A 16,879-nucleotide genomic window follows, 5' to 3' on the forward strand; every position below is an offset into this window, starting at 1 on the left:
GTTATCAGCTCATGAGTACCCACGCAGACAGCAAGCCCTGGACCGTTCCCGCCCTGGCCGAGGCCAAGCGCAACGGCCAGAAGCTGGTGATGTTGACCGCCTATGACGCCGGGTTTGCGCGTGCGTTCGACGCCAACGGCGTGGACCTGATCCTGATCGGCGACTCGCTGGGCATGGTGGTGCAGGGGCATGATTCGACCCTGCCGGTGACCACTGACGACATGGTCTACCACACCCGCGCCGTGGCCCGCGTGCTGCAGCGTGCGCTGCTGGTGGCCGACCTGCCGTTCGGCGCGGACGCCACCCCCGAACGCGCGCTGGATGCTTCGCTGCGCCTGCTGCAGGCGGGCGCGGAGATGGTCAAGATCGAAGGCGCCGGGTTCAAGCTGGACATCATCCGCTACCTGGTCGAGCGCGAGATCCCGGTCTGCTCGCACCTGGGCCTGACCCCGCAGTCGGTGCTGCGCCTGGGCGGTTACCGCGTGCAGGGCCGGGGCGATGCCGCCCAGCAGCTGCGCGACGACGCCAAGGCCGCGGTCGCCGCCGGTGCCACCCTGATCGTGCTGGAGTGCGTGCCTACCCCGGTCGCCACCCAGGTCACCGCCGACGTGTCCGTGCCCACCATCGGTATCGGCGCCGGCCCCGGCTGCGACGGCCAGGTGCTGGTGCTGCATGATTTCCTCGGCCTGGACAGCGGCCATCGCCGACCCAAGTTCGTCAAGGATTTCCTTGCCGACGGCGGTTCGGTCGCCGGTGCTGTCCGTGCCTACGCCGACGCCGTGCGCGACGGCTCCTTCCCCGACGCAGAACACGCCTACGCCTCATGATCGAAACCGTCACCGAACTGTCCCGCCTGCGCGCCGTCGTCAACGGCTGGAAGCGTGAGGGCCTGCGCGTCGCGCTGGTCCCCACCATGGGCAACCTGCATGCGGGCCACTACTCGCTGGTCACGCTGGCCCGGCAGTACGCCGACCGCGTGGTCTCCAGTGTCTTCGTCAATCCGACCCAGTTCGGCCCCAACGAAGACTTCACCCGCTACCCGCGCACCCCGGAAGCCGACACCTCCGGGTTGGAGCAGGCCGGCTGCGACGTGCTGTGGCTGCCGACCGTCGAATCCATGTACCCGTTCGGCATCGAACTGGCGGCCAGCGTCAACGTGCCGGGCATCAGTGGCCTGCTGGAAGGCGCCCACCGCCCGGGCCATTTCGATGGCGTGTGCACGGTGGTCTCGCGCCTGTTCAACCAGGTGCAGCCGGACGTGGCCGCCTTCGGCAAGAAGGACTACCAGCAGCTGGCGGTGATCCGCCAGATGGTGGAAGACCTGGCCTTCCCGATCCAGGTGGTGGGCGGGGACATCGTGCGTGAAACCGACGGCCTGGCGATGAGCTCGCGCAACCAGTACCTCAACGCCGAGCAGCGCCCGGTCTCGACCACCATCCACCAGGTGCTGCTGGGCATGCGCGAAGGCTTCATCGCCGGCAAGACCCGCAGCCTGATCGAAGCCGAGGCCACCGCCGCCCTGCAGGCCGCCGGGTTCCAGGTGGACTATGCGGTGGTGCGCAAGCCGGATCTGTCCGAGCCGGCCGACGCCAATGACGGCACCCGCGTGGCCCTGATCGCCGCGCGCATCGGCAACACCCGGTTGATCGACAACCTGGAGTTCTGAGGGGCTAACCCCCGGGATTGAGGCGGGGGGGTACCCAGGGGCGTCCGCCGTCCTGCGGGTGTGACCCGAGATGACCGTGCAGCCACCCATGGGGTGGCTCTACCCCCGGGGCGCCCGCCGTCCTGCGGATGTGACCCGAGATGACCGTGAAGCCACCCATGGGGTGGCTCTACCGCGGGACGGGTGGGTCGTGACGATGCTGAACCGCTGGCAGCCCCCGGCGCGGGCGGGCGCGGCTTGCCCTGCCCGTTGTCCGGCGGGTGCTAGAATTTCCCTTTCCTTTACCGTTGTCCCGTTGCCATGCATCTGTCCCTGCTCAAGACCAAGATCCACCGCGCCACCGTCACCCACTCCGAGCTGAACTACGAAGGTTCCATCGCCATCGATGACAACCTGCTGCAGGCCACCGGGATCCGTGAGTTCGAACAGGTGCACATCTGGGACGTCACCAACGGTGCGCGTTTCTCCACCTATGCCATCCGTGCCGAAGCCGGCAGTGGCGTGGTGTCGCTCAACGGCGGCGCAGCGCGCCACGTGCAGGTCGGCGACATCATCATCATCGCGGCGTTCGCCAGCATGAGCGAAGAAGAAGCTGACAGCTTCAAGCCGAAGTTGGTATATGTGGACGGCAAGAACCAGATCTCCCACACCAACGACAGCATCCCGACCCAGGCCGCATGACACAGCACAACGGATTCGACCCGCTCCACTCCCATGCCCAGCGCCTGCGTGGCGCAAGCATTCCTTCGTTGATCGCCGCCGAACCGGGCCGCGCACAATCGCTGGGGCTGCGGGTCGGTCCGTTGTACGTCAATTTCGCGCGGCAGAAGTACGACCGCGCGGCCTTGGACGCACTGCTGCAGCTGGCCGCCGAGCGCGATGTCGCCGGCGGCTTCCAGCGCCTGTTCCGCGGTGAAACGGTCAACCTGACCGAAGGCCGCGCGGCGCTGCATACCGCATTGCGGGGCGACCTCAGCGGTGCACCGGTGGCCGGCGAAGCCTTCGCCACCGCCGCCCAGGTCCGCGCGCAGATGGGCGACCTGATCGCCGCGCTGGAAAAGACCACCGTCACCGACATCGTCAGTGTCGGCATCGGTGGCTCGGACCTCGGCCCGCGCCTGGTTGCCGACGCGTTGCGCCCGGTCAGCGGCGCGCGCTTCCGCGTGCATTTCGTTTCCAACGTGGACGGCGCCGCCATGCAGCGCACGCTGGCCACGCTCGACCCGGCCACCACCGCCGGCGTCCTGATTTCCAAGACCTTCGGTACCCAGGAAACCCTGCTCAACGGGCAGATCCTGCATGACTGGCTGGGCGGCAGCGAGCGCCTGTATGCGGTCAGCGCCAACCCGGAGCGGGCGGCCAAGGCCTTCTCGATCGCCGCCGGCCGCGTGCTGCCGATGTGGGACTGGGTGGGCGGGCGCTATTCGCTGTGGTCGGCGGTCGGGTTCCCGATCGCGCTGGCGATCGGTTTCGAGCGCTTCGAACAGCTGCTGGCCGGTGCCGCGCAGATGGACGAACACGCGCTCACCGCGCCGCTCGAGCAGAACCTGCCGGTCCTGCATGCCCTGACCGATATCTGGAACCGCAACCTGCTGGGCCATGCCACGCATGCGGTGATGACCTACGACCAGCGCCTGGCGCTGTTGCCGGCCTACCTGCAGCAGCTGGTGATGGAAAGCCTGGGCAAGCGCGTGCAGCTCGATGGCAGCCCGGTTGCCAGCGACACCGTGCCGGTGTGGTGGGGCGGGGCAGGCACCGACGTGCAGCACAGCTTCTTCCAGGCACTGCACCAGGGCACCAGCGTGATTCCGGCCGATTTCATCGGCTGCGTGCGCAACGATGACCCGTACGTGGTCAACCACCAGGCGCTGATGGCCAACCTGCTGGCACAGACCGAAGCGCTGGCCAACGGCCAGGGCAGCGACGACCCGCACCGCGCGTATCCCGGCGGCCGCCCGAGCACGCTGATCCTGCTCGACGCGCTCACCCCGCAGTCGCTTGGCGCGCTGATCGCCATGTACGAACACGCTGTGTACGTGCAGTCGATCATCTGGAACATCAACGCCTTCGACCAGTTCGGCGTGGAGCTGGGCAAGCAGCTGGCCAGCCAGTTGCTGCCGGCGTTGCAGGGTGAAGCGCATGCGATCACCGACCCGGTGACGCTGGAGTTGCTGGGCCGGCTGACCGCCTGACCACCGCGTAGATCCGACCGTTGATCGGCTAAAGGCAGGTAGAGCCGACCGTTGGTCGGCTATCGCGCGCAACGCGCGGTGTTGGTCGTTGTGGTGAAGAGCAGCCGACCAACGGTCGGCTCTACCGGTTGTTGCGCCCGGTGTTTGCGCGGCCAACCCGCGCCGGGCCTTACCGGCTCGGGTCGCGTTCCGGACTCGGCCGCTTGGCCAGCTTGCGCTGCAGCGAGCGGCGGTGCATGCCGAGCAGGCGCGCGGCGGCCGATACGTTGCCGCCGGTTTCGTGCATGGCCTGCTGGATGTGTTCCCACTGCAGCCGGCTGATCGGGGTCATCGCGTCCGGCGGCTCCAGGTCGCCATCGTCGGCCGGGCCATCGTCTTCTTCGCCCAGCGCGCGCAGGATCATCGGCACCGTGGCCGGCTTGGGCAGGTAGTCGTCGGCCCCCAGCTTGATTGCCTCCACCGCGGTGGCGATGCTGGCGTAGCCGGTGACCAGCAGGATCCGCATGTCTTCGCGCAGGGCGCGCAGCGGCTGGATCAGCGACAGGCCGGATTCGGAGCCCAGCTTCAGGTCGATCAGCGCATATGCCGGCGGGTTCTGCCGGGCCAGCAACAGCGCCGAGCCAATGTCGCTGGCGGTCACCGTTTCCAGGCCTTTGCGGCCCAGGCTGCGCTGCAGGGTACGCAGGTACAGCTCGTCGTCGTCGACCAGCAGGCCATGGCTGGCAGCGGGCAGGGGGGGAATGTTCATGCGGAAGTCTCCGAAGACGTCAAAGGCAGGCGGAAGCCGACGCGGGTGCCGGCGCCGTTGGCCGGGCGCATCCACAGTTCGCCGTCCAGGCGTTCAATGGTGGCGTGCGACAGCGCCAGGCCCACGCCCATGCCCTGCGCCTTGCCGCTGTTGAACAGGGTGCCGGGCAGAACTGCCTGGCGGGCATCGAAGCCGTGGCCGTAGTCGCGCACTTCGCCGATCAGGGTGTCCCCTTCAATGCGCAGCGTCAGGTCCACCTGCGGGCGCTCGGCCTTCTCGCCCGCGTCGGCGGCGTTGTTCAGCAGCACCATCAGCAGGTGGCCGATGCCCGGGTCCAGCGGCAGTTTCAGCGGTGCGTCGTCGTTGCGCTTGAGGGTGATGGTCGGGCGCACCAGCCGCCACTGTTCCAGCACCTGCGGCAGGGTCACCGTGTCGCGCCCGGGCGCATCGCCGGCGGCCGGGCGGGCCAGCGCCAGCACCCGCTCGCGGCACTGCACCAGCAGCTCGCGCAGCGTATCCACGTCATCGCGCACTTCGCTGCTGTTGGTCTGGTCGGCGATGTCGTCGGCCAGCAGGGTCATGGTCGCCAGCGGCGTGTTGAGCTCATGGGCCACCGACGCGGCGTGGGTGGCCAGGGCCACGATGCCTTCGTTGCGCACGAAGCGCTCGCGCAGCAGGGCCAGCTCATGCTCGCGGTGGCGCAGGGCGATTGCCAGGCGGGTGGCGAACACCAGCACCACCGTGGCCGACAACAGGAAGTTGCAGACCACGCCCCACTGGTGCATCTGCATGGCGGTGAAGTAGCCGGCCGGCAAAGGCAGCCCGAAGATGCCGCTGACCGCGTAGCCGATCAGGCAGGTCGCGGCCACCGCCAGGGTCCAGCGCAGGGGCAGGGCGAGCGCGGCCAGGGCGATCAGGATCAGGAACAGCGAGCCGAACGGATTGCCGATGCCACCGCTCCAGCCCACCATCCAGGTGAGCACGCTGACGTCCACCAGAATGTGGCCGAACGCGGTCACCGGCGCGGTGTCGGCGTCGTTCACGCGCAGCTGCGCGTACAGGTTGAACAGGGTCAGCGCGGCCACCCCGGCCCACAGCGGCAGCTGCGGCAGTTCCAGCCCCAGCACCGAGGTGGCCACCAGGATCGTGGCGGCCTGGCCGGCCACGGCCAGCCAGCGCAGGCTGCACAGGGTTCGGAGGAAGGGGGCGTCGGTGCCGGTCATTGCGCACATCCTATGCGCTCGGGGGCTGGCCTGCCTGCGACAATCGGCCGCATCGGTTGAATGAGTACCGACCAACGGTCGGTAGCCACGCCGCGCGCGTGAACACGCGTGGCGCGCTAAAATGGGGAATGCATGACGCCGTGACCCAACCGACCCAACCGTCCGACACCACCGTGTGGGCCCGCCGCCAGACCCAGGCCGTCCGCATCGGCGGCGTGGTCGTGGGCGGGGGCAGCCCCGTGGTGGTGCAGTCGATGACCAACACCGACACCGCCGACATCGCCGCCAGCGTCAAGCAGGTGGCCGAACTGTGGCGGGCCGGGTCGGAGATGGTGCGGCTGACGGTCAACAACCCCGAGTCGGCCGCGGCCATTCCGCGGATCGTGGAAAAGCTGCAGATGATGGGCATCGACGTGCCCCTGATCGGCGACTTCCACTACAACGGCCACCAGCTGCTGACGCAGGAGCCGGCCTGCGCCGAAGCCCTGGCCAAGTACCGGATCAACCCGGGCAACGTCGGGTTCGGCAAGAAGAAGGACACCCAGTTCGCGCAGCTGATCGAGTTTGCGATCCGCTACGGCAAGCCGGTTCGCATCGGCGCCAACTGGGGCTCGCTGGACCAGTCGCTGGCCGCCCGCCTGATGGATGAGAACAGCCAGCGGGCCACCCCGTGGGATGCCGGCCGGGTGCTGCGCGAGGCGCTGATCCGTTCGGCGCTGGATTCGGCGCATACCGCGGTCGAACTGGGCCTGCCGCGGGATCGCATCGTGCTGTCGGCCAAGGTCAGCGGCGTGCAGGAGCTGATCGCGGTGTACCGCGACTTGGCGCAGCGCTCGGATTTCGCGTTGCACCTGGGCCTTACCGAGGCCGGCATCGGCAGCAAGGGCATCGTGGCCTCCTCGGCGGCGCTGGCCGTGCTGCTGCAGGAAGGCATCGGCGACACCATCCGCATTTCGCTCACCCCCGAGCCGGGCCAGTCGCGCACCGCCGAGGTGATCGTGGCCCAGGAACTGCTGCAGACCACCGGGCAGCGCGCCTTCACCCCGCTGGTCACGGCCTGCCCGGGCTGCGGCCGCACCACCTCCGAGTTCTTCCAGGAGCTGGCCAAGGTGGTGCAGAACCACGTGCGCGAGAAGATGCCGGTCTGGAAGATCAGCCACCCGGGTGCGGAGAACATGACCCTGGCGGTGATGGGCTGCATCGTCAACGGGCCGGGCGAGTCGCGCCACGCCAACATCGGCATTTCGTTGCCGGGTACCGGTGAAACCCCGGCCGCGCCGGTGTTCGTCGATGGCGAGAAGGCCGTGACCCTGCGTGGCGACCACATCGCCCAGGATTTCGTGGCGCTGATCGACGATTACGTTGAGCGAAAGTATGTCCGCAGCGTCGGATAAGCCCGACGTAATGGCCGGCCAGGAGCCGGTCGCGGGGTTCCGCCATTGGATGGCGCACAACGCGTGGCGGTTCGTCCTGCTGTTCGCCGGCGTGTTGCTGCCGCTGGCCGGCTTCGTCGCACTGGCCGACGAGGTGCACGAATTTGAATCGTTCCACTTCGATGCGCCACTGCTCTGGAAGATGCACGGCCTGCATTCGCCGGGGCTGGACCAGTTCTTCACGCTGCTCTCCAAGCTGGGCTACGAGTGGTTCCTGATCCCGGCCGATGTGCTCATCGTGGTGGCGCTGCTGTGGCGCAAGCGCTGGCGCGAGGCCAGTTTCGTGGCCATCAGCTTCGTCGGTTCGGCGCTGTTGAACCTGGGCAGCAAGCAGTTCTTCCAGCGCGACCGGCCCAGCCTATGGGAATCGATCGCCCCGGAAAGCACGTTCAGCTTTCCCAGCGGCCACGCAATGGGCTCGATGACCCTGGCGGTCACGGTGGCCCTGCTGGCCTGGAACACCCGCTGGCGCTGGCCGGTGCTGGTGCTGGCACCCGGGTTCAGCGTGCTGGTCAGCGTGTCCCGGGTGTACCTGGGGGTCCACTATCCGTCGGACATCCTGGCCGGTTGGTGTGCCGCCCTGGTTTGGGTGGTAGGGTGCTTCCTGGTCATGTTCAGGCGCCGGCATCCCTGGCGCCACCGCCCCCTCGCCGGGTCCTCGGCCGCAAAGGCCGATCGCGACGGGGTATAGGCGTAGAGTAATAGGCGTAGTAAACCGATATGGCCTGGGGTGAAAGGCTAAGGGGTAGGGGTAATCCAGCTTGGTTGTGATGCGGGCACCAGAACGCGCCGACGGGAAGGTTTCTTCCTTGTTATCGCATCATCCCGCCGCTAGGCTTGCCCCCGTTCGCAGCGTTTGAAGAGGTACGTGGATGACGATTCGAGTGTATCTGGTGGACGATCATGCGCTGGTGCGAACCGGCATGAAGATGATCCTGTCCAACGAGACCGATATCGAGGTAGTCGGTGAAGCGGACTCCGGCGAAGATGCGTTGCCTGACATCCGTCAGCTGCGACCGGACGTGGTGCTGTGCGACCTGCACCTGCCGGGCGTCAGTGGTATGGAAGTCACCGAACGGGTGGTGCGTGGCGACCACGGCACCCGCGTGGTGATTGTCTCGGTGCTCGAAGACGGTCCGATGCCCAAGCGCCTGCTCGAAGCCGGTGCCTCCGGCTACATCGGCAAGGGCTGCGATGCACAGGAACTGCTGCGTGCCGTGCGCGACGCCGCGCTGGGCCGGCGTTACCTGGGCAGCAGCATCGCGCAGAACCTGGCGCTGTCCAACGTCGAAGGCACCCAGTCGCCGTTCGACGCCCTGTCCCCGCGCGAACTGGAAGTGGCCTTGCTGCTCACCCAGGGCCTGCGCCAGGAAGACATCGCCAAGCGCTTGAGCCTGAGTGCCAAAACCGTCAACACGCACAAGGCGCGCCTGTTCGAGAAAATGGGCATCCACGACAACATCGCGCTGGCCCGCATGGCCAGCCAGTACGGTCTGGTGGATCCGGCACGGCCGATGTAACGCGTTGTCGGTGAGATTTGTACCAGGAACAAGGCTGGTACGGTCACGGAGAACTTATACTTGGGGGTGACGCCGTGAGAATTTGGCAGGCGGTCGTCAGTGATTCTGGTAGCAGGTCTCTCAATGTCGCGCATTTCGGTGCCGACACATCGGGTGGCGCGGGTATCGTGAACCTCGATGCAGATGTTTATACGAGGATTCTTCGGATCGAAGAAGAGTCGGTCGGCTATTTTCTTCACAGGTTCGGTATGGATATGTCGCACCTGGCTGACACGTGGCATCAATCATTGGAAGAGGCGATGGAGCAGGCCGAAGAAGAGTTCGGCGTTCCGCCAGCAGCGTGGTCGCTGCTGATTGAGGGTTGTGACCAGTTCCGTCGGAGCTATGGACCTTCATTCACGAAGATCGCTCCGAAGTGACTCGGGGCCCACTCGTCAGGACTTCTGCTGTTTGACCTTCATGGGTCCCGCGCGCCGGACGTAAAGGTGGTCCCCGTTTTTGCAAAAAAAAGCCCGGGCAAGCCGGGCCTTTTTCGGTGCGCCATCCTACCGGTAGAGCCACGCCATGCGTTGCTGGCTCCCCCGACAGTGCCTCAGTGCGCGCGTACCCGCGCCACGATCTTCGCCGCTTGCGCCGCGCTGTCGCGCACCTTGTCCCACTGCCCGTGCTCGATCCAGCTGCCCGGCACCATCCACGAGCCGCCGATGCAGACCACGTTCTTCTGCTCCAGGTACTCGGCCGCCGTATCCTCGGTGATGCCACCGGTCGGGCACAGCTTCAGGTCCGGAATCGGCCCGGCCAGGCCCTTGATCATCGCCAGCCCACCCACCGCCGAAGCCGGGAACAGCTTGCACACCCGGAAGCCCCGCGCATACAGCGCCAGCATCTCGGTCGGCGACGCCGCACCCGGCACCACCGGCAGTGCCGCCTGCGCCAACGCATCGGCCATGTGCGCCGGCGTACCCGGCGTCACCAGGAAATCCGCGCCCGCATCGATCGACTGCTGCATCTGCGCCACGGTCAGCACCGTACCGGCACCCACCACCACATCGGGCAGCTCACGCTTCAGCATCGCCAGCGCTTCCATCGCCACCGGCGTACGCAGGGTCAACTCGATCGCCGGCAACCCACCTTCCAGCAACGCCGCACTGACCGCGCGGGCCTGGTCGAGCGTATGCACGGTCACCACCGGCAGAATGCCGGCCGCATGCAGCAGCTCGGCTGCGCGCTTCTGATGTTGCTCGATGCTCATTGTTGTCTTTCCCTTTGCTGATTCGAGCGACGCCATCAAGGCGCCGCGATATGTCGGGAGGGAGCGGTTGGCCCCCTTCGGGACCGTCCAAAACATGGATGTTTTGGACGAGCCCCCATGGATGGGTTCACGGCGTGTCCCGAAGGGGGCCAACCGCTCCCTCGGCACGGGACAGCCGCCGCTGCGTCGGTCGCCTCAGGCGTCCTTGGCTTCATGCGGCGCTTCCGCCGCCGCTGCATCACGCCCCAGGTCGTACTCGGCGTCGTAATTCCAGATATCGCCGTCGGCCGTCGCCGGCCCGCACGAAATCGAAATCGCGCCCTGGTCGGCCGGGCCGACCACGCGCCGGTTCAGCGCAAACAGATTGCGCCCCATGTCGTGCGCCGCCGGTGCTGTGTTCGGTGCCGGCGCGCGCGCCGCGAACTCCGCCGCGTCCACCAGCAGCTCCAGCGTCCCCGCCTCGCCATCCAGACGGATCATGTCGCCCTCGCGCACCCGTGCCAGCGGCCCGCCGCGCGACGCTTCCGGCGTCATGTGGATCGCCGCCGGGAACTTGCCCGACGCGCCCGACAGACGACCATCGGTCACCAGCGCCACACGCCGCCCCTGGTTCTGCAGCAGCCCCAGCAACGGCGCCAGCGAATGCAGCTCCGGCATCCCGTTCGCGCGCGGCCCCTGGAAACGCACCACCGCCACGAAATCGTGCGGCAGCACACCGGCGGCATGCAGCTTGTTCAACACCTGCGGCGCATCCACCACCACCGCCGGCGCCTCGATCGTACGGAACTGCGGCTTCACCGCCGACAGCTTGATCAACGAACGCCCCAGATTGCCGCGCAGCAGCCGCAGCCCACCCTGGGCCTCGAACGGATCGGCCACACCGCGCACCACGTCCGCATCCGCGCTCTCGCGCAGCCCGTCGACGTACGCCAGCGTGCCATCACGCAGCGCCGGCTCCTGCCCGTACTGCGGCATCCCGCCTTCGGCCACCGTCTGCAGGTCGGCATGCATCAGCCCGGCTTCCATCAGCTCGCGGAACACGAACGCCGTACCGCCGGCGGCCGCGAAGCGGTTCACGTCGGCCTCACCGTTCGGATACACCCGCGCCAGCAGCGGAATCAGCTGCGACAGCTCGTCCATGTCGTCCCAGGTCAGCACGATACCGGCCGCCCGTGCCACCGCGATCCAGTGGATGGTGTGGTTGGTCGAGCCGCCCGTGGCCATCAACGTCACCACCGCATTGACGATCGCACGCTCGTCGATAAGCCGGCCGAGCGGACGGAAATCGTCCCCCAGCGCGCAGATCTCCAGCGCACGCTCGCCGGCGCGGCGGGTCAATGCATCGCGCAGCGGCGTATCGGGATTGACGAACGACGCGCCCGGCAGCTGCACGCCCATCGCTTCCAGCAACGTCTGGTTGGAGTTGGCGGTGCCGTAGAACGTGCAGGTGCCTGCACCGTGGTACGACGCCGCTTCGGCTTCCAGCAGTTCCTCGCGGCTGGCCAGCCCGGCGGCATAGCGCTCGCGCACTTCGGCCTTCTGCTTGTTCGGAATGCCCGGCGTCATCGGACCGGCCGGCAGGAAGATCGCCGGCAGGTGGCCGAACGCCAGCGCGCCGATCAACAGGCCCGGCACGATCTTGTCGCACACCCCGAGGTACACGGTGGCGTCGAACATGTCGTGGCTGAGGCCGATCGCCGTGGACTGCGCGATCACATCGCGCGAGAACAGCGACAGCTCCATGCCGCCACGGCCCTGGGTGACGCCGTCGCACATCGCCGGCACGCCGCCGGCCACCTGCGCGGTGGCGCCCATGTCGCGCGCAACGGCGCGCAGGATCTCCGGGTACGACTCGAACGGCTGGTGCGCCGACAGCATGTCGTTGTAGGCGGTGATGATGCCCAGGTTCGGGGTGACACCGCCGCGCAGGCGCGACTTGTCGGTCGGCCCGCACGCGGCGAACCCGTGGGCGAGGTTGCCGCAGCTCAGGCGCGAACGGAACGGCCCATCGCGCAGCGAGGCATCGATCCCGGCCAGGTAGGCCGCGCGCGAGGCGACGCTGCGCTGGACGATGCGCTGGGTGATGGCATGGAGTTGGGGATGCAGGCTCATTGGCTACCGGCTATGAGAGGGCGGACGAACAACACCGGGGACAGGTCAGTCACACCAGTGGACGCGCAGTTTCGCGCCGTCGAGGTCGATCGCGTTGAGGATGGGATACAGCTGCGGGTTGTTGCTTTCCAGCGCCTGTTTGAGCACTTCCAGCTTCTGCTTGCCACGCAGCAGCAGCAGGCGCTGGCCGCTATGCCTGAGCCCGTGCGGGGTCAGCGTGATGCGCAGCGGCCACTGGTTCGCGCCCGGGCAACCGGTGGCGTCCAGGGCGGCGTAGGGCAGGGTGCTTTCCAGCGCCCGGGCCAGGTCCTTGGAACCGGGGAACAGCGACGCGGTGTGGCCGTCGTTGCCCATGCCGAGCACGCTCAGGCACGGCGCCTGGCTGTGCTGGGCCTGCAGGTTGGCGGTATACACGCACTCCGGCAGCGGCTTGCCGACCCGCACCAGCGGGTCGAAATGCGCGCCATCGGCGCGACCGAGGAAACTCTCGCGCACCAGCCAGGCGTTGCTGTCACGGTCCTGCGGCGACAGCCAGCGCTCATCGACCAGGCTGACTTCCACCCGGTCCCAGTGCACGTCCAGTTCGGCCAGCGCCTGGTACACCGGTGCCGGCGTGGTGCCGCCGGACAGCAGCATGCGCGCGCGCCCGAAGGTGGCGATATCGTTGTTCAGCGCCTGCGCCATTTCGGCGGCGATGGCTTCGATCCAGGCATCGGCGTCGCCGTGGCGGATCAGGGTGAAGCGATCGGATGCATCCAGGCTGTTCATGCGTTGGTTCCTTGCAGGTCGCGTTCAACATCGGCGGCATAGGCAGCCGAGCCCAGCAGGCCGGCATGCGGGTGCATCACCGCCAGCGACGGCACGCGCGCCATGATCGAAGAGAAGCGCCCCTTGTGCTCGAAGCGCTGGCGGAAACCGGAGTGCTGCAGCGAATCGAGCATCTTCGGGGTCAGCCCGCCGGTCAGGAACACGCCATCCCAGGCGCCCTGCATCAGCACCAGGTCGCCGGCGATGGCGCCGAACACCGCGCAGAACACGTCCACCGCACGCATGGCCTGCGGGTCACCGTGCAGCGCACGGGCGGTCACGTCCACCGGCTGCAGCTGGCCCGGATCGATGTCGGCCATCTCGCACACGGCGCGATGGATGTTGACCAGGCCCGGGCCGCAGATCAGGCGCTCGTTGGAGACCCGGCCGAACTGCTCGGAGAGGATCTCCAGGATGCGGATTTCCTCCGGCGTGCCCGGCGGGAAGCTGACATGGCCGCCTTCGGTTTCCAGCGGATAGCAGCGGCCGTGGCGCAGGATCAGGCCACCGACACCCAGCCCGGTACCCGGGCCGATCACCGCATAGTTGCGCGGCTGGCCCGGCTTGCCCGGCACCCACGCCGCGCCGCCCACCTGGACCACGTCCTGCGGCTGCAGCAGCGAAATGGCCATCGCCTGGGCGGCGAAATCGTTGATCAGGTGCAGCTCGTCGAAGCCCAGCATGTGCGCGGTGCGGCTGCGCGAGATCACCCACGGGTGGTTGGTGATGCGCGCTTCATCGCCGTCCACGCGGCCCGCCACGGCGAACACGCCGCGCGTGGCCGAGGCGCCGACCTGTTCCAGGTAGTGCCGCGCCGCATCGCCGAGCGAGGGGAAATCGGCCACCGCGAATTCGCGGATGCTGTCCTGCTGCAGCGGAGCCTCAAGGCTGGTGTCGGCAAGCGCGAAGCGGGCGTTGGTGCCACCGATATCGGCAACCAGGACCGGTTGGTTCTGCAGCGTCATGCGTCGCCGTCCTTGCGGCCGGCGTCGGCATCCACTTCAGCGGGCAGGAAGCCGGCGGCTTCGGCCGGGCCCCATTCGCCGGCCGGGTAGGGCTGCAGCGGCAGGCTGGCGGCCTTCCAGGCATCGCTGACACTGTCGATCCAGGCCCAGGCGGCACGCACTTCGTCGTCACGCACGAACAGCGCGTGGTTGCCGTTGAACGCATCCAGGAACAGGCGTTCGTAAGCGATGCGGCGGTGCAGGCCGGTCGGCACGGACAGTTCCAGTTCCAGCGGATGCAGTTCCAGCGCGCCCCATTCCGGGCCGGCCAGCGAACTCATCAGACCCAGCTCGATGTTCTCCTGCGGCTGCAGCTGGAACACGATGCGGTTGGGCGTGGCATTGCGACGATGCGGCCGCTCGAACAGCCAGTGGGTGACCGGCTTGAGCGTGACCACCACGCGGGTGGTGCGCTCGGCCAGGCGCTTGCCGGTGACCAGGTGGAACGGCACGCCGGACCAGCGCCAGTTGTCGATATGCGCGGTGACCCCGGCGAAGGTTTCCACGTCGCTGCCTTCCGGCGGCTGGTAGGCCTGGGCCGGCTGACCGTTGATGGTGCCGGCGGTGTAGCGGCCGCGCACGCTGTCGCGGGCGGCGTGCTTGGCGTCCAGCGGGCGCAGGGCGCGCAGCACCTTGACCTTCTCGTCGCGGATGCGGTCGGCTTCCAGCGAGGCCGGCGGCTCCATCGCCACCAGGCACAACAGCTGCAGGATGTGGCTCTGGACCATGTCGCGCAGCGCGCCGGAGCGGGCGTAGTACGCGTCGCGGCCGTCCACGCCTTCGCTTTCGGCCACCAGGATATGCACCGACTCGATGTAGTTGCGGTTCCACACGGCTTCCAGCAGCGTGTTGCCGAAGCGCAGCGCGATCAGGTTCTGTACCGCGGCCTTGCCCAGGTAGTGATCCAGGCGGAACACGCGGTCTTCGTCGATCCACTGGCCGATGGTGGAGATGATCTCCTCGGCGCTGGCGCTGTCGCTGCCGATCGGCTTCTCCAGCATCAGGCGGTGCGGTGCGGCAAGGGCGCCGCCCTTGGCCAGGCCTTCGCAGGTGGAGATGTACAGGCCCGGCGGAATGGCCAGGTAGCTCACGCAGTGGCGGTTGACCAGGTCACTGACCGACTCGGCCACCGAGTCCGCGTTGCGCAGGTCCACCGAACGGTAGTCGATGCGCGACAGCAGCGACTGGATGTCGTCCTGGCTGGCCATCGGCATGGCCTGCTGCAGGCGCGGGCGCAGGATGTCGCGGAAACCCTCGGTGTCGTGCGGGCTCAAGGCCAGCGCACGGATCTTGAAATCCTCCGGCAGCAGGCCGTCGCCGAGCAGGCGCAGCAACGAAGGGAACAGGTAGCGCTGGGCAAGGTCGCCGGTCGCGCCGAACAGGAAGAGGGTGTCGTGCATCGCTCGAGTTTCAGATCCGGGTGACATCGTTGTCAATCGCTTCTCGTCTATGTTCTCGGGGGTCCAGCTGGGCATGGTGTCCAGTGCTGCGGGTGCAACATGAACAGGCACCGGGCCAGCGCATCATGGGGCATGCACGGGGCGAATCGGGAGACTGTGCGGCTCCCGATGCGTCGCGGTCATGACCGACCAACGGATACTGCCACGTGAAAACGTTTACATGGCAGAATGAGCAGACTGTATTCGATTGCAGTGGTCGCCGTCATGCGGCACCACGCCATCGACCTGCCATCGGGAGGGCCGAAGGCAGTTCCGCATCAACAGCCCGGCAGCGGGCGGACTGGAATGGGTGATATGGCAAAAGTGCAGTTGCAGGGCGTTCGCAAGGTCTACGACAACGGCCAGGTGGCCGTCCAGGGCGCGACCTTCGAAGTGGCCGATGGCGAATTGATGGTGCTGGTGGGGCCGTCGGGGTGTGGCAAGTCGACCTTGCTGCGCATGGTGGCCGGCCTGGAAGAAATCAGCGGGGGCACGCTGACCATCGGTGACCGGGTGGTCAACGACGTGGCGCCCAAGGACCGCGACATCGCCATGGTGTTCCAGAGCTATGCGCTGTACCCGCATATGACCGTGGCCGAGAACCTGGCCTTCGGCCTGAAGCTGCGCGGCCACGACAAGGCCACGATCAGCAAGCGGGTGACCGAAGCGGCCGAAACGCTGGGCCTGACCGACATGCTCGACAAGCTGCCCAAGGCGATGTCCGGCGGCCAGCGCCAGCGCGTGGCACTGGGCCGCGCCCTGGTGCGCGAGCCGGCGGTGTTCCTGCTCGACGAGCCGCTGTCCAACCTGGACGCCAAGCTGCGCCACAGCGTGCGCACGGAAATCGCGCAGCTGCACCGCAAGCTGGGCACCACCATGATCTACGTCACCCACGACCAGGTCGAGGCGATGACGCTGGGCCAGCGCATCGTGGTGCTCAAGGACGGCGTGATCCAGCAGATCGACACGCCCATGGCGCTGTACGACCGCCCGGCCAACCTGTTCGTGGCCGGCTTCCTGGGCAGCCCGGCGATGAACGTGCTGCGTGGCACCCTGCAGCGCAACGACAGTGGCGTGGTGGTGCAGGACACCCAGCTGACCGCGCCGCTGGGCCAGGCGGCGATCGATCCGGCCTGGATCGGCCGCACCGTGGCCGTGGGCGTGCGCCCGGAGCACCTGCAGCCGGCCGCCGCCGACGATGCCACCGCGTTTGTGGCCACCATCGACGGCATCGAGCCGGTGGGCAACGAGATCTTCGTCAACATGACCGGCGGCGGCCAGCCCCTGGTGATGCGCGTGGCCCCGCAGGCGCTGCCGGCAGTGGGCGAGACCATCCGCGTGGCGATCCACCCGCAGGGCCTGCATTTCTTCGATGCGGAGAGCGGCGAGCGGTTGAACGCGGCCTGAGGTGGCGGGCGGGTTTCCGGGATTGCCGGCCAGCGGCCGGCACTACCGGTGCCGCGTGATCGGGTTGTGCCGGCCG

Annotated in this window: 16 protein-coding genes; 9 read left to right on the top strand and 7 right to left on the bottom strand. The window is 67.8% G+C overall.

Translation table 11 applies throughout. The features are described from left to right. The first annotated feature begins 11 nt into the window (after positions 1 to 11). The 4 genes from panB (at position 12) to pgi (ending at position 3,858) form a co-directional block, all read left to right on the top strand. Complete coding sequence (panB, locus tag AC6CHL_RS10505; protein WP_038689080.1) at positions 12 to 827, top strand: 3-methyl-2-oxobutanoate hydroxymethyltransferase; 816 nt, start codon at positions 12 to 14, stop codon at positions 825 to 827. Next, positions 824 to 1,666, top strand: coding sequence for a pantoate--beta-alanine ligase (gene panC, locus AC6CHL_RS10510; RefSeq protein WP_038689077.1), 843 nt, complete (start codon positions 824 to 826; stop codon positions 1,664 to 1,666). Before panB ends, panC begins: the two co-directional genes overlap by 4 nt. 300 nt (positions 1,667 to 1,966) lie before the next feature. After that, positions 1,967 to 2,347, top strand: a complete 381-nt coding sequence (gene panD / locus AC6CHL_RS10515; protein ID WP_038689075.1) for an aspartate 1-decarboxylase — start codon at positions 1,967 to 1,969, stop codon at positions 2,345 to 2,347. Beyond that, on the top strand, positions 2,344 to 3,858 hold the full coding sequence (pgi, locus tag AC6CHL_RS10520) for a glucose-6-phosphate isomerase (RefSeq protein WP_463600733.1): 1,515 nt from the start codon (positions 2,344 to 2,346) through the stop codon (positions 3,856 to 3,858). Before panD ends, pgi begins: the two co-directional genes overlap by 4 nt. 169 nt (positions 3,859 to 4,027) lie before the next feature. Here the strand turns inward: pgi and AC6CHL_RS10525 are convergent, their stop codons facing one another. Next, the gene (locus AC6CHL_RS10525) at positions 4,028 to 4,606 is read right to left on the bottom strand and encodes a response regulator transcription factor (protein WP_498294307.1); all 579 of its coding nucleotides are present in this window, start codon (positions 4,604 to 4,606) and stop codon (positions 4,028 to 4,030) included. Then, positions 4,603 to 5,829 (bottom strand): ATP-binding protein, encoded by a 1,227-nt coding sequence (locus tag AC6CHL_RS10530; RefSeq protein WP_038689069.1) that lies wholly within the window; start codon positions 5,827 to 5,829, stop codon positions 4,603 to 4,605. Before AC6CHL_RS10530 ends, AC6CHL_RS10525 begins: the two co-directional genes overlap by 4 nt. A 128-nt stretch (positions 5,830 to 5,957) precedes the next feature. Between AC6CHL_RS10530 and ispG the strand changes: the two genes are divergently transcribed. The 4 genes from ispG (at position 5,958) to AC6CHL_RS10550 (ending at position 9,201) form a co-directional block, all read left to right on the top strand. After that, entirely contained in the window at positions 5,958 to 7,223 is a 1,266-nt protein-coding gene (ispG, locus tag AC6CHL_RS10535) for a flavodoxin-dependent (E)-4-hydroxy-3-methylbut-2-enyl-diphosphate synthase (protein ID WP_038689067.1), read from the top strand. Further along, positions 7,204 to 7,953, top strand: a complete 750-nt coding sequence (locus tag AC6CHL_RS10540; RefSeq protein ID WP_038689065.1) for a phosphatase PAP2 family protein — start codon at positions 7,204 to 7,206, stop codon at positions 7,951 to 7,953. Before ispG ends, AC6CHL_RS10540 begins: the two co-directional genes overlap by 20 nt. Positions 7,954 to 8,134: 181 nt before the next feature. Then, positions 8,135 to 8,782 (top strand): response regulator, encoded by a 648-nt coding sequence (locus tag AC6CHL_RS10545; protein ID WP_038689063.1) that lies wholly within the window; start codon positions 8,135 to 8,137, stop codon positions 8,780 to 8,782. A 74-nt stretch (positions 8,783 to 8,856) separates the two neighbouring features. Next, positions 8,857 to 9,201 carry a hypothetical protein gene (locus AC6CHL_RS10550; protein WP_498294308.1) on the top strand — a complete coding sequence of 115 codons (345 nt, stop codon included), beginning with the start codon at positions 8,857 to 8,859 and terminating at the stop codon, positions 9,199 to 9,201. A gap of 173 nt (positions 9,202 to 9,374) precedes the next feature. On the opposite strand, the gene AC6CHL_RS10555 is transcribed toward AC6CHL_RS10550, so the two are convergent. From AC6CHL_RS10555 to zwf, 5 genes are all read right to left on the bottom strand, one after another. Next, positions 9,375 to 10,034 (bottom strand): bifunctional 4-hydroxy-2-oxoglutarate aldolase/2-dehydro-3-deoxy-phosphogluconate aldolase, encoded by a 660-nt coding sequence (locus tag AC6CHL_RS10555; RefSeq protein WP_141058686.1) that lies wholly within the window; start codon positions 10,032 to 10,034, stop codon positions 9,375 to 9,377. Between the two features lie 195 nt (positions 10,035 to 10,229). Next, complete coding sequence (edd, locus tag AC6CHL_RS10560; RefSeq protein WP_038689057.1) at positions 10,230 to 12,146, bottom strand: phosphogluconate dehydratase; 1,917 nt, start codon at positions 12,144 to 12,146, stop codon at positions 10,230 to 10,232. 45 nt (positions 12,147 to 12,191) lie between these two features. Further along, positions 12,192 to 12,914 carry a 6-phosphogluconolactonase gene (gene pgl / locus AC6CHL_RS10565; protein WP_038689056.1) on the bottom strand — a complete coding sequence of 241 codons (723 nt, stop codon included), beginning with the start codon at positions 12,912 to 12,914 and terminating at the stop codon, positions 12,192 to 12,194. After that, a complete protein-coding gene (glk, locus tag AC6CHL_RS10570) occupies positions 12,911 to 13,918 on the bottom strand; it encodes a glucokinase (protein ID WP_038689054.1) in 1,008 nt (335 codons plus the stop codon). The genes pgl and glk overlap by 4 nt, the downstream gene beginning before the upstream one ends. After that, on the bottom strand, positions 13,915 to 15,357 hold the full coding sequence (gene zwf / locus AC6CHL_RS10575) for a glucose-6-phosphate dehydrogenase (protein ID WP_038689052.1): 1,443 nt from the start codon (positions 15,355 to 15,357) through the stop codon (positions 13,915 to 13,917). Before zwf ends, glk begins: the two co-directional genes overlap by 4 nt. A 354-nt stretch (positions 15,358 to 15,711) precedes the next feature. Here zwf and AC6CHL_RS10580 point away from each other — a divergent pair, with 354 nt between their 5' ends. Further along, positions 15,712 to 16,803 (top strand): ABC transporter ATP-binding protein, encoded by a 1,092-nt coding sequence (locus tag AC6CHL_RS10580; RefSeq protein WP_038692319.1) that lies wholly within the window; start codon positions 15,712 to 15,714, stop codon positions 16,801 to 16,803. Positions 16,804 to 16,879: the final 76 nt, after the last annotated feature.

The sequence above is a fragment of the Stenotrophomonas sp. GQ19 genome (assembly GCF_059758695.1).